28 protein-coding genes are annotated in these 24,856 nt (G+C 73.4%); 18 read left to right on the top strand and 10 right to left on the bottom strand.

Features of this window, described 5'->3' with window-relative positions; translation table 11 throughout:
• Positions 1-460 precede the first annotated feature (460 nt).
• The 5 genes from VF746_14010 to VF746_14030 form a co-directional block, all read right to left on the bottom strand.
• A complete protein-coding gene (locus tag VF746_14010) occupies positions 461-1,810 on the bottom strand; it encodes a hypothetical protein (protein HEX8693532.1) in 1,350 nt (449 codons plus the stop codon).
• Positions 1,811-1,815: 5 nt separating this feature from the next.
• Positions 1,816-2,376, bottom strand: coding sequence for a nucleoside deaminase (locus tag VF746_14015; GenBank protein ID HEX8693533.1), 561 nt, complete (start codon positions 2,374-2,376; stop codon positions 1,816-1,818).
• A gap of 46 nt (positions 2,377-2,422) precedes the next feature.
• Positions 2,423-2,764: a DUF5615 family PIN-like protein gene (locus tag VF746_14020; protein ID HEX8693534.1), complete on the bottom strand. Its 342-nt coding sequence runs from the start codon at positions 2,762-2,764 to the stop codon at positions 2,423-2,425.
• A complete protein-coding gene (locus tag VF746_14025) occupies positions 2,761-2,988 on the bottom strand; it encodes a DUF433 domain-containing protein (protein HEX8693535.1) in 228 nt (75 codons plus the stop codon). Before VF746_14025 ends, VF746_14020 begins: the two co-directional genes overlap by 4 nt.
• Positions 2,989-3,057: 69 nt before the next feature.
• Positions 3,058-4,152 (bottom strand): SRPBCC family protein, encoded by a 1,095-nt coding sequence (locus tag VF746_14030; GenBank protein HEX8693536.1) that lies wholly within the window; start codon positions 4,150-4,152, stop codon positions 3,058-3,060.
• 379 nt (positions 4,153-4,531) lie between these two features.
• Between VF746_14030 and VF746_14035 the strand changes: the two genes are divergently transcribed.
• The 5 genes from VF746_14035 (at position 4,532) to VF746_14055 (ending at position 7,169) form a co-directional block, all read left to right on the top strand.
• Positions 4,532-4,885, top strand: a complete 354-nt coding sequence (locus VF746_14035) for a metalloregulator ArsR/SmtB family transcription factor (GenBank protein HEX8693537.1) — start codon at positions 4,532-4,534, stop codon at positions 4,883-4,885.
• A complete protein-coding gene (locus VF746_14040; protein HEX8693538.1) occupies positions 4,866-5,375 on the top strand; it encodes an SRPBCC domain-containing protein in 510 nt (169 codons plus the stop codon). Before VF746_14035 ends, VF746_14040 begins: the two co-directional genes overlap by 20 nt.
• 67 nt (positions 5,376-5,442) lie before the next feature.
• Positions 5,443-5,934, top strand: coding sequence for an SRPBCC family protein (locus tag VF746_14045; GenBank protein HEX8693539.1), 492 nt, complete (start codon positions 5,443-5,445; stop codon positions 5,932-5,934).
• A gap of 141 nt (positions 5,935-6,075) precedes the next feature.
• The gene (locus tag VF746_14050) at positions 6,076-6,528 is read left to right on the top strand and encodes a DoxX family protein (GenBank protein ID HEX8693540.1); all 453 of its coding nucleotides are present in this window, start codon (positions 6,076-6,078) and stop codon (positions 6,526-6,528) included.
• Positions 6,529-6,533: 5 nt separating this feature from the next.
• Positions 6,534-7,169, top strand: coding sequence for a nuclear transport factor 2 family protein (locus VF746_14055; GenBank protein HEX8693541.1), 636 nt, complete (start codon positions 6,534-6,536; stop codon positions 7,167-7,169).
• Between the two features lie 249 nt (positions 7,170-7,418).
• On the opposite strand, the gene VF746_14060 is transcribed toward VF746_14055, so the two are convergent.
• Positions 7,419-8,729 carry a PQQ-dependent sugar dehydrogenase gene (locus VF746_14060; protein ID HEX8693542.1) on the bottom strand — a complete coding sequence of 437 codons (1,311 nt, stop codon included), beginning with the start codon at positions 8,727-8,729 and terminating at the stop codon, positions 7,419-7,421.
• Between the two features lie 529 nt (positions 8,730-9,258).
• Here VF746_14060 and VF746_14065 point away from each other — a divergent pair.
• The 12 genes from VF746_14065 (at position 9,259) to VF746_14120 (ending at position 17,157) form a co-directional block, all read left to right on the top strand.
• Positions 9,259-9,678 (top strand): YciI family protein, encoded by a 420-nt coding sequence (locus VF746_14065; protein HEX8693543.1) that lies wholly within the window; start codon positions 9,259-9,261, stop codon positions 9,676-9,678.
• A gap of 113 nt (positions 9,679-9,791) precedes the next feature.
• On the top strand, positions 9,792-10,223 hold the full coding sequence (locus tag VF746_14070) for a YciI family protein (protein HEX8693544.1): 432 nt from the start codon (positions 9,792-9,794) through the stop codon (positions 10,221-10,223).
• Between the two features lie 89 nt (positions 10,224-10,312).
• Entirely contained in the window at positions 10,313-10,708 is a 396-nt protein-coding gene (locus tag VF746_14075) for a YciI family protein (protein ID HEX8693545.1), read from the top strand.
• A 141-nt stretch (positions 10,709-10,849) separates the two neighbouring features.
• A complete protein-coding gene (locus VF746_14080) occupies positions 10,850-11,206 on the top strand; it encodes a YciI family protein (GenBank protein HEX8693546.1) in 357 nt (118 codons plus the stop codon).
• A gap of 130 nt (positions 11,207-11,336) precedes the next feature.
• The gene (locus VF746_14085) at positions 11,337-11,747 is read left to right on the top strand and encodes a VOC family protein (protein HEX8693547.1); all 411 of its coding nucleotides are present in this window, start codon (positions 11,337-11,339) and stop codon (positions 11,745-11,747) included.
• Positions 11,748-11,821: 74 nt separating this feature from the next.
• A complete protein-coding gene (locus VF746_14090) occupies positions 11,822-12,232 on the top strand; it encodes a VOC family protein (protein HEX8693548.1) in 411 nt (136 codons plus the stop codon).
• A 9-nt stretch (positions 12,233-12,241) separates the two neighbouring features.
• Positions 12,242-12,661 (top strand): tRNA (N6-threonylcarbamoyladenosine(37)-N6)-methyltransferase TrmO, encoded by a 420-nt coding sequence (gene tsaA / locus VF746_14095; protein ID HEX8693549.1) that lies wholly within the window; start codon positions 12,242-12,244, stop codon positions 12,659-12,661.
• Between the two features lie 43 nt (positions 12,662-12,704).
• Positions 12,705-13,115, top strand: a complete 411-nt coding sequence (locus tag VF746_14100) for a VOC family protein (protein ID HEX8693550.1) — start codon at positions 12,705-12,707, stop codon at positions 13,113-13,115.
• Positions 13,116-13,119: 4 nt separating this feature from the next.
• Positions 13,120-14,427 carry an RNA polymerase sigma factor gene (locus tag VF746_14105; GenBank protein HEX8693551.1) on the top strand — a complete coding sequence of 436 codons (1,308 nt, stop codon included), beginning with the start codon at positions 13,120-13,122 and terminating at the stop codon, positions 14,425-14,427.
• A 112-nt stretch (positions 14,428-14,539) separates the two neighbouring features.
• Positions 14,540-16,012 carry an MATE family efflux transporter gene (locus VF746_14110; protein ID HEX8693552.1) on the top strand — a complete coding sequence of 491 codons (1,473 nt, stop codon included), beginning with the start codon at positions 14,540-14,542 and terminating at the stop codon, positions 16,010-16,012.
• 352 nt (positions 16,013-16,364) lie between these two features.
• Positions 16,365-16,868, top strand: coding sequence for a DinB family protein (locus VF746_14115; GenBank protein HEX8693553.1), 504 nt, complete (start codon positions 16,365-16,367; stop codon positions 16,866-16,868).
• Positions 16,869-16,890: 22 nt separating this feature from the next.
• Complete coding sequence (locus VF746_14120; protein HEX8693554.1) at positions 16,891-17,157, top strand: DUF2277 domain-containing protein; 267 nt, start codon at positions 16,891-16,893, stop codon at positions 17,155-17,157.
• 5 nt (positions 17,158-17,162) lie between these two features.
• Here the strand turns inward: VF746_14120 and VF746_14125 are convergent, their stop codons facing one another.
• Entirely contained in the window at positions 17,163-19,478 is a 2,316-nt protein-coding gene (locus VF746_14125; GenBank protein HEX8693555.1) for an ATP-binding protein, read from the bottom strand.
• Between the two features lie 368 nt (positions 19,479-19,846).
• Here VF746_14125 and VF746_14130 point away from each other — a divergent pair, with 368 nt between their 5' ends.
• Positions 19,847-20,275, top strand: a complete 429-nt coding sequence (locus VF746_14130; protein HEX8693556.1) for a hypothetical protein — start codon at positions 19,847-19,849, stop codon at positions 20,273-20,275.
• A gap of 123 nt (positions 20,276-20,398) precedes the next feature.
• Here the strand turns inward: VF746_14130 and VF746_14135 are convergent, their stop codons facing one another.
• From VF746_14135 to VF746_14145, 3 genes are all read right to left on the bottom strand, one after another.
• Complete coding sequence (locus tag VF746_14135) at positions 20,399-21,670, bottom strand: glycosyltransferase (GenBank protein HEX8693557.1); 1,272 nt, start codon at positions 21,668-21,670, stop codon at positions 20,399-20,401.
• Between the two features lie 8 nt (positions 21,671-21,678).
• A complete protein-coding gene (locus tag VF746_14140) occupies positions 21,679-22,290 on the bottom strand; it encodes a helix-turn-helix domain-containing protein (protein ID HEX8693558.1) in 612 nt (203 codons plus the stop codon).
• Between the two features lie 144 nt (positions 22,291-22,434).
• Positions 22,435-24,705 carry a hypothetical protein gene (locus tag VF746_14145; GenBank protein HEX8693559.1) on the bottom strand — a complete coding sequence of 757 codons (2,271 nt, stop codon included), beginning with the start codon at positions 24,703-24,705 and terminating at the stop codon, positions 22,435-22,437.
• Between the last annotated feature and the right edge of the window lie 151 nt (positions 24,706-24,856).

Raw genomic sequence — 24,856 nt, forward strand, 5'->3', positions numbered from 1 at the left:
CTCGGCTTGCGTGTGCCCCTGCGAGATGAGCCAGAGGGCCTGGAAGTGGTTGCGCTCTGACCGGTCCGTCGCCGCCTGGAAGCGCTGCTTCAGCTGCTCCGGCGTCAGGTGCGTCTCCAGCTTGGTTCGGCGCGCCATCAGCTCCTCCGAGTCACAGGGGACGGAACCCTCCTCCTCGGACCTCTAAGATGTCACGCCGGATACTGAATATCTAGAACTTTGCTATGAAAAATGGTATCAGCCAACCTTTCGCGCAGTCCCCACCCGCAGATCCTTCGGGCGCACGAACGCCGGCGCAGACGCGGCTTCGGCGCATGCACCCTCAGGATGACAGCGTTTTGCTTTGATGCGATGAGGTGGGTGTCGGCTCTGCCGTTCCCCTCAACCGCGCAGCGGGGGAGGGGAGCGCGCCCTCCGGCTGCGAGGAACGAGCAGCCGAGGGTCGCGCGGGGGAGGGGGCTCAGCGCCGGCTCTGGAGGATGTGCAGGAAGGAGCGGCCGCGCAGCTCGTCGAGGGTGAGGCCGGTCATCTCCAGCGCCTCGGCCTCGGTGAGGGCGCCGCAGTTGATCGCCCGCAGGAAGTAGTTGAGCAGCCCCTGCCCCGTGGCCGCGTCGTCGAACACGCCGCCCGACAGCGTGGCCCGCGCCGCCTGCTCCACGAAGTTGCGGAGCCGCGCCGCCGCCGGCTCCACGCTCTCCAGGAAGAACGCGAATACCGCCGCGTAGCGCGTCACCAGCTGCGCCGGGTGCAGGTCCCACCCCTGGTAGAAGCCGTGCGCCAGCGAGTGGCGCACGTCGTCGTAGTGCAGCCGCCAGGCGCGGTGCATCCCGGCGCGGTTCTCGGCGAGCTGCGCGGCGGTGAGCGGCGGCCCCTCCGGCGCAGCCCGGTGCACGGGGACCGGCATCGCCGTGGTCGCGCCGTCCGAGAGCCGCACGCCGGTGCCCGCGAGCGACACCTGCATCACGTGCCGGGCGAAGTCGCACGCGGGGTGGCGCAGGTGCTGGTGCGCGGCGGTGATCCCCAGCCCCGCCGTGTAGTCGTAGGCGCCGAAGTGCGCCGCCGCGATCCGCCCGGTTCCCGCGCGCACCAGGGCGGGGAGCGCGGCGCGCCCGTCGGGGCCCACCACGGCCTGCGGCGTCTCGACCATGATCTCGAAGCGCAGGCTCCGCGGCTCCAGCCCCAGCCGCGCCTCCAGCGTCTCCAGCACGTCGCCGAAGTAGTCCACCTGCTCGGCCGCGGTCACCTTCGGCAGCGTGAGCACGAAGCCGGGCGGCAGCCGCCCCCCGGTGTTCTCCAGCAGCGCCGTCAGGAACAGGTCCAGCGTGCGGACGCTGCGCTCGTGCAGCTCCTCGGTGAGCGGCTTGACGCGGATGCCGACGAACGGCGGCAGCGTCCCCTCCGCCAGCCCGCGCGCCACCTCGCCCGCGGCGGAGGTCGCGGTCGCGTCCTCCTCGGCGTCGGGGCGGTGGCCGAAGCCGTCCTCGAAGTCCAGCCGGAAGTCCTCCACCGGCTCGCGCGCCAGCTTGTCGGCCACGCGCGCGTACACCCGCCCGGCCAGGACGCCGCCGGGGAGCCCCACGGCTTCGACCAGCGTCGCCGCGTCGGGGGCGTATTCTTCCAGCGCGCGGCGGGCGAGGGCGCCGAGCTTGACGGCGGTGTCGGCGCGGAAGAGGTGCGCGCCGCCGTAGACGGTGTGCACCGGCTGGCGCGCGCCCTCGTCGCCCGGGTACTGCCGCGCGAGCGCCTGGTTGACCTTGCGCAGCCGCGAGGCCTGGTCGAGCAGCTCGTGCGGGTCGAGCGTGGTGCGCATCCGGCTCACCCGTTGTAGATGGCGCCCTTGCGGGAGCGGTAGAGCTCCAGCACCTCGTTGGCCTCCGCGCGCAGCACCCCGTGCACGATCTCGATGCCGCGCTCGCGCAGGTAGTCGTGCGACTCGGGGAAGACGGGGCCCTCCTCGAAGTGCAGCCGCCGCGCGTCGTCGCGGTGGGCGCCGCACACCACGCGGGTGACGCCGCTCCAGAGGGTGGCGCCCAGGCACATGGCGCACGGCTCGCAGCTGGTCACCAGCTCGTGGCCGCCGGGCGTGCGCAGCGAGAACGAGCGGAGCCGCGCCTGCGCCATCATGAACGCCACCATCTCGCCGTGCAGCGTGCAGTTGTTCAGCCGCACCACGCTGTTGACCCCCACCCCCACCGCCCTGCCGCTCTCCCGGTCGAAGACGACGGCGCCGAACGGCCCGCCCGTGCCCTGCAGCACGTTCTGCCGCGACAGCTCGACGGCCAGGCGCATCTTCTCCTCGTCGGTCCCGTAGCGCCGCTCCCACTCCACGGCGCCGTCGATCCAGTCAGGAAGGTCTATCGTGATGGTCGGGATCATTGTGATTTCCTCTGATGACACGAATCTCAGGCGCGAAACGGCGAGATCAGACGCCGGGGGAAAGCGCCAGGAACGCGGCCTCGGGGTCGTCGTGGAAGTAGCTCACGGAGATGAACCGCTCCCTCAGCAGGGAAGCGGTTTCCGCGACGGAGCAGTTTCCCAGGCGTAGCCAGACGACCTTGGGCGGGGCGCCCAGCAGAAGGCTGCGCTGGTGGAAGTCGGAGTCCTTGGAGACGACGGTGTAGCCGTTCTCCGCCGCGTACGCCCAGATCTCGGTGTCGGAGGCCGCGCCCATCCCCAGCATGTGCACGTGCATGCACTCGGGGTAGATGTCGGCCAGCAGACGCACCAGCCGCGGCGAGAGGTTCTGGTCGAAGAGGAGCCTCACAGGCCGGGGACCGCCACCAGCTTGCGCTCGATGTCCGCCGCGAAGGCGTAGCAGGCCCGGATGTCTTCGGGCTCGAGGTAGGGGAAGTCGGCCAGGACCTCGGCCTCGCTCATGCCTGAGGCCAGGTAGCCGAGCACGTCGTACACCGTGATCCGCATGCCGCGGATGCACGGCTTGCCGCCTCGCTTGTCCGGCTCGATGGTGATGCGCTCGCGGTAGTCCATGTCTCCACGCTAGGGCGGGTGAATCGGCCCGTCAACCCTTGCTCCGGACGGGAGTTCGCCGTCCGCCGCCTACTCTCCCCCCAGCGCGGCCGCGAGCAGGCCGTGGAAGTGGTGCGTCCCCACCTCGCGGCGCGGCGAGTAGCGGCCGCGGTGGTACAGGCGCGAGCGCACGCCCTTCTGCACGGCCTCCACCACCTCCTCGTCCTCCATCTCCACGCGGTGCAGGTCCGCCCCGGCGCCCGAGGCGCGCCTCGCCGCGTCCCCCACGTACGAGAGGAAGGAGACGCGCGTGCGCTCCGGCCCCAGCGGCTGCACCACGTTCACCGACAGCCCCCAGGGGTAGAAGTTGAGCATCAGGTTGGGGAAGAGCCACCAGTAGTACGCCGCGATCAGCTCGCCCCGGTCGGGGTGGCCGGCCGGGAGCGCGAACGCCTCGGCCGCGTGCTTCGTGGTGCCCAGCTGCAGGCTGCACCAGGCGAAGGTCTCGGTGCGGTACGTGGAGTAGTCCAGCGCGTCCGAGAGCGAGGCGTGCACGAAGGGGATGTGGAACTCCTCCAGGTAGTTGTCGACGTACAGCGCCCAGTTGGCGTTCAGCAGGTAGTCGCGCGAGGTCGCCGGGTCGAAGACGAGCTCGTCCAGCGGCAGGAAGCCCACGCGCTCGCGCACGGGCCCGATCCACTCGTCGAACGTGCACGCGGGGTCGACCGCCGTGAAGGAGAGCGGACCCCAGCGCTCCAGCGGCAGCCGCGGCAGGTCGTCCGCCGGCGAGGGGAAGTTCTCGACGCCCTCGAACTCGGGCATGAAGGTCATCTTCCCGTCCAGCGCGAAGCGCCGCCCGTGGTAGCGGCAGCGCAAGGTCCGCGCGTGCGTCTCGCCCTCGCACACCACCGTGCCCCGGTGCGTGCAGACGTTGGAGAGGCAGCGCACCACCGCGTCTTCCCCGCACGCCAGCACCAGCGGCTCGTCCAGGCACCCCTCCAGCAGCGTGAACGGCAGCAGGTGCCCCGGCGCCTTCACCCGCTCGGCCCCGCGCACCAGCTGCCAGCTGCGCGCGAACACCCGCTCCCGCGCCCGCGCGTACCACTCCGGCGCGTGGTAGACCTCGGCCGGCAGCGTCTCGGCGCGGTGGATGTCGGGGTCGATGGCGAACGGCGGGACGGGCATCGGCGGGCTCGGGAGACGGGTAATCGAGTGCGGGGAGAATGTAGCCTTGGGGCGGCGCTCGGACAAAGGCGACTGAAGTCGCAGCAACAGCAGGAAGCCTCGCCTCGCAGGGTTCGGCGCGGGGGTGAGGTCGGCGCGCGGCGAGGCTTGGATCGGCGTGGAGGAAAGGGGAGGCGCTTCACGACCGACAATCTTGACCCTGCCACTCCAGAAGCCAGTCTCCACGCGGAACTAGCCTCCGCAGGAGGCTTCCTGCCGTTGTTGCTGCGGCTTCCAGCCGCCCGGCCCGGAGATAGCCCGGTCGAAAGAGCCCCTTGACACACCGGCCCGTCGATTTTATTTAACATATAGGTTAATTAACAGAGAGGCTAAGTGAACGATGCCGACGGATCGCCTCAGCGCCACCTTCGCGGCCCTCGCCGACCCCACGCGGCGGGCGATCCTGGCGCGCCTGTCCCGGGGCGAGGCCACGGTGACGGAGCTGGCGGCGCCGTTCGACATGAGCATGCCCGCCGTCTCCCGGCACCTGAAGGTGCTGGAGCGCGCGGGGCTGATCGAGCGCGGCCGCGAGGCGCAGTGGCGGCCCTGCCGGCTGCAGGCGGAACCGCTGAAGGAGGTGGAGGACTGGGTGGAGCAGTACCGCCGCCACTGGGAGGAGAGCTTCGCCCGGCTGGACGAGTACCTCCGTGAACTGCAGACCAGGAAGAAGAGCGATGACAGCGGGAATCCCTAGCACGGCCGCCGCCCCGGCGCAGGTGGCGTGGGCGGACGGCGACCTCGTCGTCACGCGCGACTTCGGCGCGCCGCGCGACCTGGTGTTCCGCGCCTGGACCGAAGCGGAGCACTTCGCGCGCTGGTGGGGGCCCAGGAACTCCACCCTGTCCTTCTGCCGGCTGGACGCCCGCCCCGGCGGAACCCTGCACTACTGCCACCGCCTCCCCGGCGACGAAGACGTCTGGGTCGCGGGCGTCTACCGCGAGGTCGCCGCGCCGGAGCGGATCGCCTTCACCTGCTTCTTCTCCGACGAGGCCGGCGGCCGCGTCGAGCGCCCCGGCTTCCCCCCGGAGATGACGATCACGGTCACCTTCGCCGAGCACGGCGGCGGGACGCGGGTCACCGCCCGGCACATGGGCCTCGAGGAGGACCGGGGCGAGGTGCAGGGCTGGATCGAGGGACTGGACCGCCTGGAGGAGTACCTGGCGGGCGCTTCAACAACGCGATGAGCTTCCACGCGGCCGGAACCGGCCGCGCACCCCCGCCCTCGCGAACGACGGAACAGGAAGGATCGAGATGACCGCAGACACGAGCAGCACCGGCGCCGCCGCCGCGAACGCCGCGGAGCGCGAGATGGCCTTCACGCGCGTGTTCGACGCGCCGCGGGAGCTGGTGTGGGAGGCGTGGACCGACCCGGCGCACGTCGGGCACTGGTGGGGCCCGCGGGGCTTCACCACCACCACCCACGAGATGGACGTGCGGCCGGGCGGCGTCTGGCGCTTCGTGATGCACGGCCCCGACGGCACCGACTATCCCAACAAGGTCGTCTACACCGAGGTGGTGAGGCCCGAGCGCCTGGCCTACGACCACGGCGGCGACGACGGCACCGACGACGTGAGCTTCCAGGTGGTCGCCACCTTCGACGACGAGGGCGGCCGGACCCGGCTCACCATGCGCATGCTCTTCGCGTCGGCCGAGGAGCTGCGCAGGGTGATCGAGGAGTTCGGGGCCGAGGAGGGCGCCAACCAGACTCTCGACCGCCTGCGCGAGTACCTGGTGCGGATGTGAGACGCCGCGCGCGGAAAACGCCCACCCCGTGCGCGGGGTGGGCGTTCGTGTCGAAATCGCGGCACCCCGTTCGTCGCCTGGATGAAGCAGCGAAAATCCCGGCGGACGTCGGCGCCGGAATCCCGAACCGGAAAGGACCTCATGTCGATCTTCGCGCCCTCGCCTTCGCCCTGGACCGGCCGCATGCTGAGCGTCTTCCGCATCGTCGCCGGCGCGATGTTCATCATGGCCGGGACGATGAAGCTGTTCGGCTACCCGCCCAGCCCCGTGCCGGACACGCCGCCGATCCCGGTGATGTCGCAGATGTGGATCGGCGGCGTGCTCGAGTTGGTGGGCGGGCTGCTCATCACGCTCGGCCTGTTCACGCGGCCGACAGCGTTCGTGCTGGCGGGCGAGATGGCCGTGGCGTACTTCCAGTTCCACGCGCCCACGGCGTTCTGGCCGACCACGAACATGGGCATGCCCGCGGTGATGTACTGCTTCTTCTACCTGTACCTGATGTTCGCCGGCGCGGGGCCGTGGAGCCTCGACGCGCTGGTCGCCCGCTCACGCGGCGAAGCGGCGTCGCCCGAGTTGCGCATGGCCGGCGCGTGAGCGCGATGAGCGTGATGGACACCGTGAGCCCCGTGCATCCGGCGCGTACGGACGTGGGCCCGCTCCGCCCCTGCCCCTTCTGCGGTGGAGCGGCGGCGCTGGAGCCGGACCCCTGGCTGGACGAGAGCGTCCGGGTCGCGTGCGGCAACGGCGCGTGCCCCGTGAAGCCGAAGACGGAGTACCTGCTCGCCTGCTACGCCGGCGAGCTGCGCGCGGCGTGGAACGGGCGCGCGGAGCAGTCGACCGTTCCTGGAAGGAGACCACAGATGCCCGAGAGCCGGATCGCGGACCTGGTCCGCCGCTACTTCGCCAGCTACCAGGCCGTCGACCGCGAGGCGATGGAAGATCTGCTGGCCGACGACTTCACCTTCACCAGCCCGTGGGACGACCACATCTCGCGGGAAAGGTACTTCGCGCACTGCTGGCCGCACGCGGGCAGCTTCCGCTTCCGCGAGCCCATGAAGATCTTCGCCGAGGGCGGCGAGGCCTTCGTGCGCTACGAGACCGAGGGGAAGCCCGGCGGCACCTTCCGCAACACCGAGTTCTTCACATTCGACGGCGACCGGATCCGCTCGATCGAGGTCTTCTTCGGCTTCGTGCCGAACGCGGAGGCGGTGAGGGACGCGGCGGCGGACGGGTGAGAGGGATGCTACAAACCTGTACTACGGAAACGCTGTCATCCTGAGGGCGCACACGCCGAAGTCGCGTCTGCACGAGAGCCTGTGCGCCCGAAGGATCTGCGGGCGGGATTCGCGCGTCAGCCTGGCTAACGCCCGAAACCCACCCGCAGATCCTTCGTCGCCGCCGGGGATTCGCTCATTCCGCAGGTCCGGCGCGGCGGCTCCTCAGGATGACTGCGTTTGAGTCCTTTCGGACCCGACAACCTCGCCTCACCGGCGCGGCGCGATCCGCCAGAGCTCGCCGTTCTCGTCGTCGGTGACCACGTAAAGGGCGCCGTCGGGGCCCTGGCGCACGTCGCGGATGCGCTTCCCCCGGTCGGTGAGCAGGTGCTCCTCGCCGGTGACGCGGCCGTTCTCGACCACCAGCCGCACCAGCCGCATCGAGGCGAGCCCTCCCACGAACAGGCTGCCCCGCCACGCCGGGAACGCGGCGCCCGTGTAGAACTGCGCGCCCGACGGCGCGATCACCGGGTCCCAGTAGTAGACCGGCTGCTCCATCCCCGGGCGCTGCGTCGCGGCCTCGCCCAGCGCCGAGCTGATGGTGCCGCCCCGGTACTCGATGCCGTACGCCTGCACGGGCCAGCCGTAGTTCTTCCCCGGCTCGATGCGGTTCAGCTCGTCGCCGCCGCGCGTGCCGTGCTCGATGGTCCAGAACTGGCCCCGCGGGTCCACGGCGGCCGCCTGGATGTTGCGGTGGCCCAGCGTCCAGATCTCCGGCAGCGCGCCGGACCGCCCGATGAACGGGTTCCCCGGCGCGGGCGAGCCGTCGGTGCGGATGCGCAGCGTCTTGCCCAGGTGGCTGTCCAGCTGCTGCGCCTGCGGCCGCGTCTGCCGGTCCGAGCGCTCGCCCATGGTGACGTACAGGTTCCCCTGGGGATCGAACGCCAGCCGCGAGCCGAAGTGCATGTTGTTGGCGTACGTGGGGCGCGTGTGCAGGATCACCCGCACCTGCTCCAGCCGCGTGCGGTCCGCCGAGAGCACGCCGCGCGCGACGCTGGTGCCGTTGCCGCCCTCGCGCGGCTCGGTGAAGCTCCAGTAGACCGTGCGGTCGGTGGCGAAGCCCGGGCTCAGCGCCGCGTCGAGGAGGCCGCCCTGGCCGCGGGCGTCGACCTCGGGGACGCCCGCGATCGGCGGCCCGATCTGCCCCGCGGCGGAGACGATGCGCATCCGCCCCGGCTTCTCGGTGACCAGCAGCGCGCCGTCGGGGAGCGGCTCCACCGACCACGGCTTGTTCAGCCCCCTCGCCACCACCTCGACGTTGAAGGCGACGTTCGACCGCACGCCGCAGGTGCGCGTCTGCCCCTGGGATGCCGGACGCTGGCCGGTCCCGTTCGGATCTCGCGTCTCCAGCGGCGTGCACGGCTGGGCGGCCTGGTCCGGCGCGCCCGCGGCCGGGGAGGCCTGGTCCGCCGCGGTCCGGTCCGACGCGGGCTCCGCGGACGCCTCGGAGCGCGGGGCGCACCCCGCGAAGAGGGCGGCCGCGAGCAGGGGGACGACGGGCAGGAATCTCGTATCGCGCATGGGTTCGTTCCCGGCTTCTCCGGAAGGTTGGGTTGGCGGATCGGTGCCTGGTGCTGGACGCGGGGCGCTGCAAGAAACGGGGCGGACGACGCGCACCCGGCGCCGCCGCAACCGTGCTGGGGCGAATGAATTCGCTGCAACAACCACACGAAGTCCGCCTGCGCGGACTCCCACGCGGAGATCTGTGCGTGTGGCCGGATGCCGTTGCAGTTGAAGCCTCGCGGGGTTTGCGAGGCTTTCTGCCGTTGTTGCCGCGGCTTCAGCCGCCCCGGCGCCGAACCCCCGTACCGGACGAAGACGGGTCTTCTCCGCGCCGCGTCTGGTGTGTACTTTGTTCACCTTCGGCACGGAAGCCCGCGCGGCAGGCGGATACACCGTTTTTCCGCGCGGCGCCGTGAAAATTTCTTCGCGCGGCGTGTCGAATTCGCGGGGGCTCGTTCGACGTACGGGTAGAGCAGGGGATCACACCGGCCGGGACGGTCCGGCAACCCGGCTCAGAAACCGAACCCGAACGCGAGGAGACACGACGATGCGCTTCATGATCGTGGTCAAGGCGAACCCCGAGTCCGAGGCCGGCGTCCTGCCGAGCGAGCAAGAGCTCAGGGAGATGGGGAAGTTCAACGAGGAGCTGGTGAAGGCCGGAGTGATGCTCGCGGGCGAGGGGCTCCACCCCAGCTCGAAGGGCGTGCGCATCCGGTACTCGGGCGACCAGCGCACGGTGGTCGACGGGCCGTTCTCCGAGACCAAAGAGCTGATCGCCGGATTCTGGTTGGTCCAGGTGCGGTCGAAGGAAGAGGCGGTCGAGTGGGCCAAGCGCGCACCCTTCCGCGAGGGCGAGGTGGAGATCCGCCAGGTGTTCGAGACGGAGGACTTCGCCGCCAGCGATCCCACGGGCGAGCTGCGCGAGGAGGAGGAGCGCCTGCGCGCGCGGGTGGCCGCGCGGCAGTAGGTCCGGCGGAGAGATCGCCCGCGCGTGTCGATTTCGCCGAGCCTCGTTCGACGCCGTGGTAGAGCCGGGGTTCACGCCGAGCCCGGCCGGGACCCGGAACCGGAGCCAGGACGATGCGGTTCGTGATCATCCGCAGGGCCGACGCGGAGACCGAGGCGGGCGCCGCTCCCAGCGAGGAGCTGTTCGCCGCCATGATGAAGTACAACGAGGAGCTCGCGGACGCCGGCGCGTTCCTCGGGGGCGACGGGCTCCAGCCCACCTCCAGGGGCGCGCTCGTCAGGTTCTCGGGCGGCAGGCCCACCGTGACGGACGGGCCCTTCACCGAGGCCAAGGAGCTGGTCGCCGGCTTCACGCTGATCGAGGCGGCGTCGAAGGAAGAGGCGATCGAGTGGGCGAAGCGCTGGCCCCCGCTGGACGGCAACGGCGAGGTGGAGCTGGAGATCCGCCAGGTCTACGAGGCGGAGGACTTCGCCGCGGCCGACCCCACGGGCGAGCTGCGGCAGACGGTGGAGCGCCTGCGCGGGCGGGCGGCCGAGCAGCGGTAGCCGCCGTCGATTCCGCCGCCCCTCGCCCGACGTACGAGTGGAGCCCGCGTCCGGCCGGCTCCCGACCCTGACCCGATGGAGACACGACCATGCGATTCCTGTCGATCTACAAGGCCGCGGAGGCAAGCGCTCCCCCCACGCCCGAGGAGATGGCGCGGATGAACGCGCTCGTCGAGGAGATGACGAGCCGGGGCGTGCTGCTGGCCACCGAGGGGTGCCTGCCGAGCGCGCTCGGGGCGCGCGTCCGGCGCTCCGGCGAGCAGGTGTCGGTGACCGACGGGCCCTTCACCGAATCGAAGGAGCTGGTGGCCGGCTTCGCGATCCTGGAGGCGGCCTCGAAGGAGGAGGCGGTCGAGCTGACCCGGCGCTTCCTGGACGTGGCCGGCGACGGCGAGTGCGAGATCCGCCAGCTCTTCGGGCCGGCCGACTTCGGCGGGTGCGCCGGGGTGGAGCACGCCGGCGCCGAGCTGGCCGCGCAGGCGTAGCCCGGGCCCGCCTGGGGGCTTGCGCGGGCGTGCGGGCCGCCGTTACCAGAGGACGGGCGACGAGGCACCGGGCCGCCGGACTTCCTTCCGGCGGTCCGGCGTTTCGGCACGCCGAACCCGAACCAGGCGGAGAGTGGGACGATGCGGTACATGATCATGTTCAAGGCCGACCGGGACACGGAAGACGCCGCTCCGGCGTGCATGGTGCTCCCGGAGATGCAGCGGTTCATCGGCGAGCTGCGGCGGGACGGCGTGCTGGTCGCCACCGAGGGGCTCAAGCCGAGCCACACGGGGGCGGCCCGCGTCCGCTTCTCCGGCGGCAGGGTGTCCGTCGTGGACGGGCCCTTCACCGAGGCCAAGGAGCTCGTCGCCGGCTTCGTGCTGGTCGAGGTGCCGTCGAAGGAAGACGCCGTGGCGCTGGCCGGGCGCTTCCTCCGCATCGCGGGCGACGGCACCGCCTCGGAGGTGCGCGAGGTGTTCGACGCGCCGCCGCACTGACCCGAATCGCAAGGTCGGGAGGCGTGTCGATTTCGCCGCCTCCCGTTCGACGTCGTGATGGAGACGCGGTCCCCCGCCCGGCCGGGAATCGACCGAGACCCGGCCTCGACCCCAGCAGAAGGAGCGCGCCATGCAGATCAACCCGTACCTCGTCTTCAACGGGCAGTGCGCCGAGGCATTCCGCTTCTACGAGCGGGTGCTCGGTGGCAGGATCGAGTTCATGCAGACCTTCGGCGAATCGCCGATGGGGAGCGAGACGCCGCCCGAGTGGAAGGACTGGGTCATGCACGTCAGCCTCGACGTGGACGGCCAGAAGCTGTTCGGCTCCGACAGCCCGCCCGAGCACTTCGAGAAGCCGGCGGGCACGTCCGTTTCGATCAACGTCGAGCGGGCGTCGGAGGGGGAGCGCATCTTCAACGCCCTGGCCGAAGGCGGGCAGGTGAGGATGCCGTTCGAGAAGACCTTCTGGGCCGCCGGCTTCGGCATGTGCGTCGACCGGTTCGGCACCCCGTGGATGGTCAACTGCGAGAAGGGCGACTGAGCCTTTCGTCCGGGTCCGCGGCCGCGGGCGGCGCGGCGCGGGCCCGGCCCCAACCCCGGCGGAAGGAGCGCGGCATGCGGATCGACACGTACCTCTTCTTCGACGGCCGGTGCGCCGAGGCGTTCCGCTTCTACGAGCGCGTGCTGGGCGGCAGGATCGACTTCATGCAGACGGCCGGCGAGTCGCCGGTGCGGGACCAGACCCCGCCCGAGCAGCACGACTCCATCCTCCACGTCCACCTGAGCGTGGGCGACTTCGTGCTGATGGGCTCCGACGCGCCGCCCCCGCACTTCGAGAAGCCGCAGGGGTTCTCGGTGTCGATCAGCGTCGAGGAGCCGGGCGAGGCGGAGCGGATCTTCCGCGAGCTGTCGGAAGGCGGGCAGGTGCGGATGCCGATGGAGAAGACCTTCTGGGCCGCCCGCTTCGGCATGTGCGTCGACCGGTTCGGCACGCCGTGGATGGTCGGCTGCGACAAGGGCGACTGAGCCGACCCCATGACGGCGGACGTGTTCACGCTCACTCCCATCGGCCGCGTCAGCTCGCCGCTCACGGACCCCGCGCGGGCGCCGAAGCAGGGGAACGAGGGGGCGCCCGAGGCGTGGCTCGTCTTCGAGCCCGGGTTCGAGGAAGGCTTGAGGGACCTGCGGGCGGGCGAGGAGGTCCTGGTGCTGACCTGGCTGGACCGCGCCGACCGCGGCGTGCTGCGCGTGCACCCGCGCGACGACGAGAGCGCCCCGCTGCGCGGCGTGTTCAGCACCCGCTCGGCGGACCGGCCCAACCCCGTGGGGATCCACCGCGTCCGGATCGCCGCGGCCGAGAGCCCCACCCGCTTCCGGGTGGCGGACATGGAAGCGATCGACGGGACGCCGGTCGTCGACGTCAAGCCGGTCCTCGACCCCGCGCGGGAGCGGTAGACCGGCCGCGCTCCACCTCACCACCCACGGCAGGGGGTGCACCATGCAGATCGTCCCGTACCTCAGCTTCGACGGCCGGTGCGCCGAGGCGTTCCGCTTCTACGAGCGGGTGCTCGGCGGGAAGATCGAGTTCATGCAGAGCTACGGCGACTCGCCGATGCGGGACCAGGCGCCGCCCGGCTGGCAGGACCGGGTCATGCACGCCACCCTCTCCGTGGCCAGCCACACCCTGATGGGCGCCGACAACCCGCCCGAGCACTACCGGAAGCCGCAGGGCACGTCCCTGGCGATCAACCTCGCCGACGCGGCCGAGGCCGAGCGCATCTTCGCCGCGCTGGCGGAAGGCGGGGAGGTGGCGATGCCGCTGCAGAAGACCTTCTGGGCCGGCCGCTTCGGCATGCTCACCGACCGGTTCGGCACTCCGTGGCTCGTCAACTGCGAGCAGGGCGACTGATCCCGTGCCTCCTTTCACGGCCGTGAGCGCCGCGGAGACCCACCGCGCCATCGACGCGGTCTGGCGGATCGAGTCGGCCCGGCTGATCGCGGGGCTGGCGCGGATGACGGGCGGCGACGTGGGGCTGGCCGAGGACCTGGCGCAGGACGCGCTGGTGGCCGCGCTGCAGCGGTGGCCGGAGACCGGCGTCCCCGACAACCCGGGAGCCTGGCTGATGGCCGCCGCAAAGCGCCGCGCCATCGACACCTTCCGCCGCGGCAAGCTGCTCGAGCGCAAGCACGCGGAGCTCGGCCACGAGCTGGAGTCGCGGCAGGAGGCGGCCGTCGCCGAGCTCGACGAGGCGCTCGACGACCCCGTGGGCGACGACCTGCTGCGGCTGATCTTCACCTGCTGCCACCCGGTGCTCTCCACCGAGGCGCGGGTGGCGCTCACGCTGCGCCTGCTGGGCGGGCTCACGACCGAGGAGATCGCGCGCGCCTTCCTGGTCCCCACGCCCACCGTGGCGCAGCGGATCGTCCGCGCCAAGCGCACGCTGGCCGAGGCGCGCGTCCCCTTCGAGGTCCCCCGCGGCGCGGAGCTGGCCGAGCGCCTGTCGTCGGTGCTGGGGGTGGTCTACCTGGTCTTCAACGAGGGCTACTCGGCCACCGCGGGCGACGACTGGGTGCGCCCCGCGCTCTGCGAGGACGCGCTGCGCCTGGGCCGCATCCTGGCCGAGCTGGCGCCGCGGGAGCCCGAGGTGCACGGCCTGGTGGCGCTGATGGAGATCCAGGCGTCGCGCCTGCGGGCGCGGGTGGGCCCCTCGGGCGAGCCGGTGCTGCTGCTGGACCAGGACCGCGGGCGCTGGGACCAGCTCCTCATCCGCCGCGGCCTGGCGGCGCTGGCGCGGGCCGAGGCGCTGGGCGGCGCGCGGGGCCCGTACGCGCTGCAGGCGGCCATCGCCGCCTGCCACGCGCGGGCGCGCACGGCCGGGGAGACGGACTGGGCGCGCATCGCGGCGCTCTACGACGCGCTCTCGCAGCTGGCGCCCTCGCCCGTGGTGGAGCTGAACCGCGCGGTGGCGCTGGCGATGGCGTTCGGCCCGGCGGCGGGGCTGGAGCTGGTGGACCAGCTGGCGGACGAGCCGTCGCTCCGGAGCTACCACCTGCTCCCCAGCGTGCGCGGCGACCTGCTGGCCAAGCTCGGCCGCCTGGACGAGGCGCGGGCGGAGTTCGAGCGCGCGGCCGGGCTCACCCAGAACGCGCGCGAGCGGCGGCTGCTCGAAGACCGCGCGGCCGCCTGCGCGCGCCTCTCCGCGCCCCCGCCGGTGCCGTGATGGGAGCGGCGCTCCGGCGCCGCCGCGGAGCCCGGTGGCCGGCGGCCGCCGGGCGCGCTAGAATCGTCTCCCGGCCTTCGTCTCCCTCCACCGGCGACCCAGCGAGGCTCCGTTGACCGAGGTCTCCACTCCCGCCGCCGACGCCCCGGCGCCGCCCGCGCCCGCCCCGGGCACGCGGCGGTACGACCGGTCCCTCGTCGAGGGGCCGCTGCGGCCGGCGGTGTGGAAGCTCGCCTGGCCCACCGTGCTCACCAACGTGGTCGGCGGGCTGCAGGGGATGGTGGACCACGTGCTGGTGGGGCACCTGGTGGGCTACGAGGCCAACGCGGCCATCGGCGTGGCGTGGCAGATCTTCCTGGTGGTCATCGTCTTCATCTCCTCGCTGTTCTCCGGGATGGCCGTGCTGGTGGCCCGCTTCGCCGGGGCGGGCGACGAGGAGAAGGTCGACCGCACCGTCTACCAGGCGTTCCTCACCGCCATCGGCATCGCGCTGCTGGTGATGGCGCCGCTCGGGTACGTGCTCTCGCCCTCGCTGCTGGAGCTGGTGAACGCCGCGCCGGGCGTGCGGGAGCAGGCGCTGCCGTTCCTGCGCATCCTCTTCCTGTGCAGCAGCGGGATGCTGGTGTTCTTCATGCTGGGCGGCGCGCTGCGCTCGGCCGGCGACGCGCGGACCCCGATGCGCCTGGGGATCGCGCTCACGGTGCTGAACCTGGCGCTGAACGTGGTGCTGATCCGCGGCCTGGGGCCGATCCCCGCCTTCGGCACCGCCGGCTCGGCGATGGGGACGTCGATCGCGGGCGGGCTGGTGGCGGCGTACGCGCTGGTGAAGCTGTGGACGGGCGGCTGGGTGGTCTCGTTCCCGCGCGGGCGCGGCTTCGGGCCCGACTGGGGGATCATCCGCGCGCTCTTCCGCTTCGGGCTCCCCACCGGCATCCAGGGGGTGGCCATGAACGTGGGCGGGGTGCTGATGCTGGCCTTCATCGGCTCGCTGGCGCAGAGCGCGGCGGCGCAGGCGGCGTTCGCGGTCAGCTACGGCCAGCTCTTCTCGCTCATCACCTGGACCTCGATGGGGCTGATGGGCGCCGCGGCGGCCGTGGCGGGGCAGAACCTGGGCGCGGGCAAGCCCGACCGCGCCGAGGAGGCGGTGCACGCGGCGGCGCGCATCGGCTTCGCGGGCGCGGCGGCGATCGGGGTGCTCTTCCTCCTCTTCCCGCGGCAGCTGCTGGCGGTGTTCGGGATGGACGAGCCGGTGGTGGTGGAGATCGGCGCCCAGCTACTGCGGGTGCTGAGCCTGTCGGGCCTCTTCATCGCCGTGGCGCTCACCTACACCGGCGGGCTGCAGGGGACGGGCGACACGAAGAGCCCGCTCTACATCTCCATCGTCTCGCAGGTGATGGTGCCGCTCGGCATCTGCTTCGCCGTCCAGCAGACGGGCACGCTGGACCCGCTCGACGTGTGGCTGGCGATCCTGGCCGGCCACGTGACGCGCTGCGTGCTGAGCGTGCTGCGGTTCCGGCAGGGCCTCTGGCGCCACATCGCCGTGGACATCGGCGCGGGCGCGCGGGGCCGCCCCGCCGCGCCGTAAAGGACGGATCCCCGCGCCGGGGCGGGTGAACCCGCGGCAACCACGGCGAGAAGCCTGCCCGCGCAGGCTGGCTCGGCGCGGAGGCCGCTTCCGGCGCCGACAGGCTCGCCTCGGGCGCGAAGCGCGGGCGCATCAGGTAATTCGTAGGGGCGAGGCATGCCTCGACCGGCGGATCTCGCCCGTGTGCGGGAGGCGGCCTCCGCGCCGATGCCGCCTGTGCTCGGACTCGCATGCTCGCCCCTACGAGACGCATCCGTCGAGAAGCCGGTTCCGATTGCCGGGCTGGGTCTGAAAAGAGCATCGACCGCCCGGGAAGACGGGAATACGACCGAACCCACTTCAAGGAGAAACGATGGCGACGATCGCGGAGCTGCTGCAGGAGCTGGAGCAGGAGGCGCCGACCACGCGGCGCGTGCTGGAGCGCGTCCCCGAAGACCAGCTCGGCTGGAAGCCGCACGAGAAGTCGATGTCGCTCGGCGAGCTGGCGATGCACATCGCGACGCTCCCCGGGGGGATCGCCGAGCTGGCGCTGCAGTCCACGTTCGACATGAGCACCCGCATCCCCCGCCCGGCCGCGGCGAGCACCGCCGAGCTGGTCTCGGCGTTCGACCAGAGCGTCGCCCGGGCGCGGGAGGTGCTGGGCGGGATGAGCGACGCGGACCTGGCGGCGCCGTGGAAGATGGTGCGCGGCGAGCAGGTAGTCCTGTCGATCACGCGCGGCGCGCTGCTCAGGACGATCATGATGAACCACTCGTACCACCACCGCGGCCAGCTCAGCGTGTACCTGCGGCAGACGGGCGCGCTGGTCCCCTCCATCTACGGCCCGAGCGCCGACGAGGCGCCGCGGTTCGGCTGAGTCACCCGCACCGGGAGCCGCCATGTGCCGCAACATCCGGACGCTGGCCAACTTCGAGCCGCCCGCCACCGAAGACGAGGTGCGCGCGGCGGCGCTCCAGTTCGTCCGCAAGATCAGCGGGGCCACGCACCCCTCGCGCGCCAACGAGGCCGCCTTCGACCGCGCCGTCGACGAGGTGGCGGCCGCCGCCCGGCGCCTGATCGACGCGATGGAGACCCGCGCCGCCCCGCGCGACCGCGAGGAGGAGGCGCGCAAGGCCCGGGCGCGCGCGGCGAAGCGCTTCGCCTGAGGGCCTCAGGGCGCCGGGGCGTCCTCCGCGCCGGAGCCCGCCTCGCGCCGGGCGGCGCAGAGGGCGCCGACGGAGACCTCCTCCGCCCGGTGCAGGAAGCGGGAGACCACGCCCCACGCCGCCGCCGGCACGCCGCGCCGCTCGAGCGCGGCGCCCACCAGCTCGCCCAGCGCGGCGAACTCGCGGCGCAGCCCCGCGTCGTCCCACCCCTGCCGCGCCCGCTGCTCGCCGTGGCGGAACGCCATCAGCCGCTGGATCTCGGTGCCGTCCTGCAGGATCCCCACCTCGCCGGGCGCGTCCGCCAGCGCCACCAGGCACTGCGCCACGTCGGCCACGAACGTGGTCTGGTGGTCCTCCAGCTCGGCCTCGCTGAGCGCGGCGGCCGGCAGCCCCGGGTCCGCGCGCATCCGGCCGGCGTACGCCTCGACCACCGCGCGGAGCTCCTGCTGCAGCGCCTCGCCGGCCAGGCGCAGGGCGCCGGCGTCGGCGGGGGCGGCGGGCTCCGGGCGCGCCGCCTCCTCCTCGGCCGGCCCGGCGGCGTCGGCGGCCGGGAGCCAGAGGGTGAAGCAGGAGCCCCGGCCCAGCTCGGTCTCCAGGGTGAGGTCGCCGCCCATCAGCCGCGCCAGCCGCCGGCTGATGGTGAGCCCCAGCCCGGTGCCGCCCGCGGTGCGGGTGTGCACGGCCTCGGCCTGCACGAACGGCTCGAACACCGCCTCGGTGTCCTCGGGCGCGATCCCCGGCCCCGTGTCTTCCACCCGGATGCACACCCAGGGGCCCGGCCCCGCCAGGCGCACCGCGCGGTCGGGCCGGCCGGTCCCGCAGCGCACGGTCACCCGCCCGCCGCCGGGGGTGAACTTGACGGCGTTGGAGAGGAGGTTGAGCAGCACCTGGCGGACGCGGTGGTCGTCGCCCAGGTACACGGGGCCCGGCCCCGCGCAGGCGTTCTCCAGCCGCACCCCGCGGGCCTCGGCCTGGGTGGCCACGAACGAGAGCGCGGCCGCCGCCGCCTCGCCGGCGCGCCCGGGCTCGCGCGAGGCGCCCATCCGCCCCGCCTCGATCTTCGACAGGTCCAGCACGTCGTTGATGAGCCCCAGGAGGTGCGTGGTGCTGGCGCGCACCCGCTCCAGGTAGCGGCGCTGCTCGGGCGTCACCGGCCCCGCGATCTCCATCTCCAGCAGGTTGGTGTAGCCCAGCACGGCGTTGATGGGGGTGCGCAGCTCGTGGCTCATCACCGCCAGGAAGTCGCTCTTGGCGCGGTTGGCGCGCTCGGCCTCCTCGGTGCGCGCGGCGAGCTGGGCGTTGGCGCGGCGCAGCGCCTCGTTCGACGCCCGCGCCTCGGCCAGCGCCCGGTCGCGCTCCTCCTCGGCCCGCATGCGGCTCAGCGCCTGGCCCACGTCGCTGCCGATGGAGCCCGCCATGGCCAGGAGCGCCTCGTCGGGCTCCACCGCCTCGCGGCCGAAGAACTCGACCACCCCCAGCACGTCGGGACCCGCCTGCACGGGGAAGGCGAAGGCGGCGTGCAGCCCGGCGCCCAGGGCGTGCGGCGCGCGAAGGAAGCCGGGCTCCCGCGCCGCGTCCGCCACCCACACCGGCGCCCGCAGCGCCCACGCGCGCCCGGGGAGCCCCTCGCCGGGGGCGAAGTCCAGCGCCCGGCTGGCGGCCTCGAAAGCCGCCGCGTCCACGCTCTCCGCGCGCCAGTGGGCCCGCACGCGCAGGCGCCCCGACTCGGCGGTCCACAGGAAGCCCGCGTCCCACCCGAGCGCCTCGCCCATGGCGCGCAGCACGGGCAGGGCGGCGGCGTCCACGCTGGCGGCCTCGGCCAGGGCGCGGGTGACGGCGTGCTCGGCCGCCAGGCGGGCCTCGGCGCGCCTGCGCTCGGTGAGGTCGCGGATGAAGGCGCTGAAGACCACCTCGCCGCCCCAGCGCGCCGGGGCCACGGTGAGCTCGACGGGGAACTCGCGCCCGTCGCGGCGCAGCGCGCTGATCTCGATGCGCCGGTTGAGGATCGGCCCCTCGCCGGTCGCCAGGTAGCGCCGCACCCCGGCCTGGTGCGCGGCGCGGTAGCGCGGCGGGATGATGGTGTCGCCCAGGGTGCGGCCCAGCGCCTCGGCGGCGCTCCAGCCGAACATGGTCTCGGCGTGCGCGCTCCACCCGGTGATCACGCTGGCGGCGTCGGTGGTGACCACGGCGTCCAGCGCCGAGTCGATGATCGCCCGCAGCCGCGCCTCGGTGGACGAGGCGCCGCCCGGCGGCGCGTCCGCCCCGGCGGCGCGGGCTGCGTCGTCGTGCGGAGGGATCGGCGGGCGAGACGCGGTGGTCAAAGGGCGGGCGGCAGCCGGAACGGGTGATCGCCCCGGCGGCGCGTTCGGCCGTTGGGGAAGTGGTGAGTGTACTGGAACAGCCGTGCCAGGCGGAATCCGCGGACTGCCGGTGCGGCTCGGGCGCTACCGCGAGGAGGTGGCGTGCGAGGCAGGCTTTGCGGACCGCTCCGCCTCGCGCTCGCCCGGTGCGCCCGTTCCAGGCCGTGGCTCACGGCCCGCCCACCTTCGAGCGCGCATCGCTCCCGCACGCGGACCCGAATCACCCGGTTCCTTGCTTGATCCTGTGCGAGCGCGGGCACGGCGCATAGATTCGGTCCCGCCCGCGGGGCTTCTCCCCGCACGGGTTCACCCTGTACCCGGAGGCCGCCATGACGAAGCTGCCGCTCCTCCTGCTCCCCGTGCTCGTGGCCTGCGCCACCACGGTGTCGGTTCCCGCGGGTTCCGTTGCTCCCGCGGGGATCGCCGCGGGCACCTACACCACCACCATCGCCGCGAGCGATCTCCCGGCGTCCGCCCCCGCCGAGATGCGCAGCGCGCTGGTGGGCACGTGGGAGATGATCGTGGACGGCAGCGGGCGCGCCCTGGTGAGCTTCAACGGCCGGCAGGTGGTGGACACCCCGTACCAGGTGAACGGCAGCGAGATCAGCTTCGGGACGGACACGGGGGAGTACGCCTGCAACAGCCCGGCGCGCTACACCTGGCGCATGGCGGGCGGCCAGCTCTTCTTCACCCGGATCGAGGACAGCTGCCAGGGACGTGTGGTCGCGCTCACCACCCACCCGTGGACGCGGCGGTAGCGTCCCGATCAGCGGCGGACGCGAGCCGAACGCCGCCTGACGCGTAGGAGGACAGGACTGGAAATCGGGGCCGTGGGGGGTGACGTCTCCCCGCGGCCCCGGCTTCGTTGCGGCGGCCGCCCGTCAGCGCCCGACCGCCTCCAGCTCCCGCACGGCCCGGTCCGCGGCGACGTCGTCCGCGATGACCCGGCCCAGGCGCTCCGCCTGCGCCCGGAACCCGGGCTCGCCGAGCAGGCGCCGAACCGCGGCCGAGATGCGCGGCGGCCCGGCCCGCGGGCTCAGCCGCAGGCCCGCCCCGCGCGCGACGACGCGGGCGGCGTTGTCGTCCTGGTCGCGCCCCATCGGGAGGCAGAGGAGCGGGACGCCGTGGGCGAGCGCGCGCATCACCGTGCCGTGCCCCGCGTGCGTCACCACGGCGGCGGCGTGGGGGAACACCCGCGCGTGCGGCGCCGAGGCGACCGCCGCCACGTTCGCCGGGACGTCGAAGCTCTCCCCCGCCATGGCCGGGCCGAGCGTGACCAGGCCGCGCACCTCCAGCGCGCCCAGCGCCGCGGCGATGCGCCGGAGCAGGCCGCGCTGGTCCTGGAACGTCGAGGAGAGGCTGGCGACCACCAGCGGCCGGGGATCGGCTTCCGGCCACGGGCTCCGCCACGCGCCCGCCCAGTCCGGGTCGTCCAGGACGGGGCCCACGTAGCGGACGTTCGGCGGGGGCGGCGTGATGGGGAAGTCGAACGCCTCCGAGGTCAGGATCAGCCGCAGGTCGGCCGCGTGGTACTGGTCCATCAGCTCCCGCGCCGTGCCGAGCGGCGCCAGGCCGCAGGCGCGGCGCGCGTCGTTGAAAGGGGCGAGGTACGCCCCGAGCTGCCGGAAGAAGAGGCGCGTCATCAGGCCGTCGCGGAGGCGGCCCAGCAGGTCCGCGCGCGGGAGGAAGCCCGGCCCCGCCGCCGGCCTCCCCGGGCCCGGCAGGTACTCGGGCATGTGGAAGAGCACCACGCGCGGGATCCCGGCCGCCTCGGCGGCCACGAGCGCCCCCGGCATGAGGGCGTCCACCACGGCCACGTCCGCCCGCTCGCCCCGCAGCGCGCGCGCCGTCTCCTCGGCCACGATCCGGGCCGGCCCGAACACCAGCCCGTCGAACGCGCGCTTCATCGCCCCGATCGGGGACCTCGCCGCCCAGTCGCCGATGAGGTCCTCCGCCCGGTCTTCGCGCGTGAAGTGCCGGGTGAACGCCACGAAGCGCGCGCCCGCCTCCTCCACGCTGGCGCGCAGGCACGGCTCCGCGAGCACGCGCACACGGTGGCCGCGCGCGGCCAGGCGCCGGGCCAGGCCCAGCACCGGGGGCACGTTGCCGCCGCCCTCGAAGGTCACGAACAGGTAGGAGCGCGGAGCCGGCATCGGGAGCCTCAGGCCGGAGGGCGGGGGAGGGCGGCGAGGCCGTCGACCAGGGCGCGGATCGCCCGCCCCGTCTCCTCGGCGGAGCGGCCGAGGTCGCGCCGCAGGAGCTTCCAGGCGTAGACGTCGGTGGCCGCCACGAAGGCGTCGAGGCGGACGGCGTGGGCGTCGTCCCCGGAAGGCGGCAGGTGGGGGGCGAAGACGCGCTCGCACCAGGCGCGGTGCGCCGCGCGGCCCGCCCGGGCCACGGCCTTCGCCTCCGCCACCGTCGCCTCGAGCGCCAGGGTGCGCAGCACCGCGTCGCCGTCGCGCTCGTAGTGCGCGAGCAGGACCGCGAGGGCCCCCTCCACGTCGCCGGCGGGCGCCTGGCCGCGCTCCGCGCCGATCCCCGCCGCGTCGGCCTCGATGCAGGCCGCGACGACCCCCTCGCGGGAGCCGAAGCGCCGGATCACCGTCCGCACCGAGACCCCCGCCCGCTCCGCGATGTCCGCCAGGGTGATCTCGTCGAGCGGGCGCTCCCGCCACAGCGCGGCCGTCGCGGCGAGGATGCCGCGGACCGTCCGGGCCGCCGCCTCGGCCCGCGCCGCCATCCGGTAGCCCCGGGTGGGAGAGGGCGATTTCATGTCACGCATAGTGACACGAATCTGGAGCGGCGTCAAGCCTCGTCTCCGGCCGATGCACGGCGAAGGGGCCGCCGCGCGCCGCGGCAGCCCCCTTCGCCATCCTTCGCCCGGCCGTTCCCGGCGCGCGCCGGGAACGGCCGCGGCTCACCCCGGCTCGCGCTGCGCAGACCAGTGGCCCTCGACGTCGCGCGTGGAGCCGTCGGGCATGCGGAGGCGGCAGCGGATGGTGCCCTCAATGGAGTGCGCGCTCCGCATCCAGCCCACGGACTGGCAGTCGCCCACCTGGAAGACCAGGGAGGCCGGGTGGGCGGTGCCCGTGCCGCTCCCCTCGCCGTCGCTCTTGCTCGTGACGCCGTCGATCGTGCACTCGCCCGTCTGGCGGTAGCGCATGGCGAGCGCGGCGCCGCTGCGGTCGAACCACATCGTCCCCTGGTTCCGGCAGTAGTAGCGGGCCGGGTGCGAGCCGATGCTCTCGGAGAACGTCCAGTCGCCGGCGAGCGCCGCCGTGGGCGGGGCGGGCGCGAAGCCCACGCGGCGCACCTCGCGGAGGCGGCCGCCGGCTTCCCGCCCTTCCACCAGCTCGTAGCCCAGCAGCGCGAACGTGCGCCCGCCCGCGAACAGGGGCTGCGCGTCGCCGAACCAGTGCCCGCAGTCCGCCAGGCAGGCGTCGTCGCCGGCGGGGGCGCCCGCCGCCAGCTCGCCGAGCTCGCTCAGCCGGAGGTCGTGGCTGCGCAGGAACCGGATGCGGGTGGGGCCCAGGTACAGGGGCGGGCCGCTGGGGGTGTCGGCCATGGCGGGGTACAGCTCCGGGCCCTCGTACCTGGGACGCTCGGTGCTGCGGACGGGCAGGCCCAGCACGCCCGCGCCGTCGCCGTCCGGACGGTAGAAGAAGCCGTGGTTCTTCGTCTCGCCCGGGAGCGTGTGGTGGTGCGCGAGCGCGGGAGCCCCGGGCCCCAGGCGCAGGGTGCTCAGGTGCAGGTCGGTCCCGTCGGTGCCGATCAGCACCATGCCGGAGCCCAGCGCCTCAATGCGCTCCACCCCGTGCGGCAGCGCCACCCGCGAGGTGTCGCGCGGGGCGGCCCAGCGCACCGCGAACGCCTCCGAGCGCGCGAGCGCGCGGTCCCGGTCCGTGCCGACGCCGTAGACCAGCCAGTCGCCCACGTAGCGGTTCTGGACCACGCCCGGGCCGGGGGTGGGGAGCGGGTGGTACTGCCCGGGCGTGGCGGCGGCGCTCCCGTCGCCCAGGTCGGAGAGGGGGATGCGCAGCAGCGCCAGCACTCCCGCGGCGTACGCGGGGCCCCACGCCTGCGGGCTGGACTCGTCCGAGTGGACGAGCACGTTGAGATGCCCGTCGCCGCTCTCCAGGAACGAGAACGGGTCCACCGGCCGGCCCGAGACGCGCAGCGCCGTGGGGGCCGAGCCGTCCAGCGGCAGGCGGTACAGCAGCGAGCCCCCTCCCGGCCGGGTGGTCCACACGTACACCGAGGTGGCGGAGACGTGGTATATGCTCGCGGGGAGCGTGTAGACCGCGGTGGCCTCGCAGCGCAGGTCGTCGCCTGCCAGGTCGCACGCCAGCACCGTGTGCAGCACCATGCGGTAGCGGTCGCTCCAGGTGACGGGCTCGGCGGGGCGGTAGAGGCGGGTGGGGGGCACGGCCGCCTGCACCCGTTTGTCCGCGCCCTGGCGGTACAGCACGGGCGTGTGGACGGGCGGGTCGGTCCAGCGCATCGATAGCGGCTCGTAGAAGATCAGCCGGCCGCCGTCTATCCGGGCGGCGTAGGTGTGCGGGGCGAGGTTGTTCCCGGTCTCGAGGGAGTACGTGGCGCGGTGTGCCAGCCGCCCGTCCGGGGCCAGGTGGAACACGCCCAGCTCCGTGCCCCAGAGCCTCTGGTTGGTCCCGATCACCATCACCCGGTCGCCGGAGACCAGGACCTCGTCGTGCCAGCCCGACAGGTGGCTGACGTGCGGCCCGAACGCGTCCACGGCGGACACCGGCCGCAGCGCGCCCCCGCCGATGTGGAAGGTGAACAGCCGGCCGCGGTGCAGCACCACCAGATGCTCGCCGTGCACCTTCGCGACGGCGCGCTCGTCTCCTCCGGTCTGCCGCACGGCCATCCCCGGGTCTTCCCGGGGATACGGCCTCTCCCTCTGCTGCGGCGTCCCGACGGGGTCCGGCGGCTCCGTGTAGAGCAGGTAGTGCTGGATGGGAATCTCGCGGATGGGCTCCGGGGGCTGCCGCGCGCGCCACTCCTCCTCCTCCCGCTGCAGCCCCTGGTGGAAAGCCACCAGCTCCGCCATGCTGCCGAACGGCTGGAGCGTCCGGCCGCCCGGCGCGGGCGGGGCCTGCGCGGTGGCGCGTTCCGGCAGGCACAGGGCCGGCGCGAGGGCGGCGAGGAGCAGGAGCGGACGGGTCATGGGATCGCCCGTGGAGGAGGGAACCGAGGGGCGGCGCGATCGGACGTCAGGAATAATGCTTCCCGGCGGCGAGGACGGGAAGCAACCCGGAGAGCGCGCCCGCCCGCCTCACCCGTAACTGAATGTCTCATACTGCTTCTCGAAATTGACT

It is taken from the genome of Longimicrobium sp. (genome assembly GCA_036389795.1).
Classification (GTDB): Bacteria; Gemmatimonadota; Gemmatimonadetes; order Longimicrobiales; family Longimicrobiaceae; genus Longimicrobium.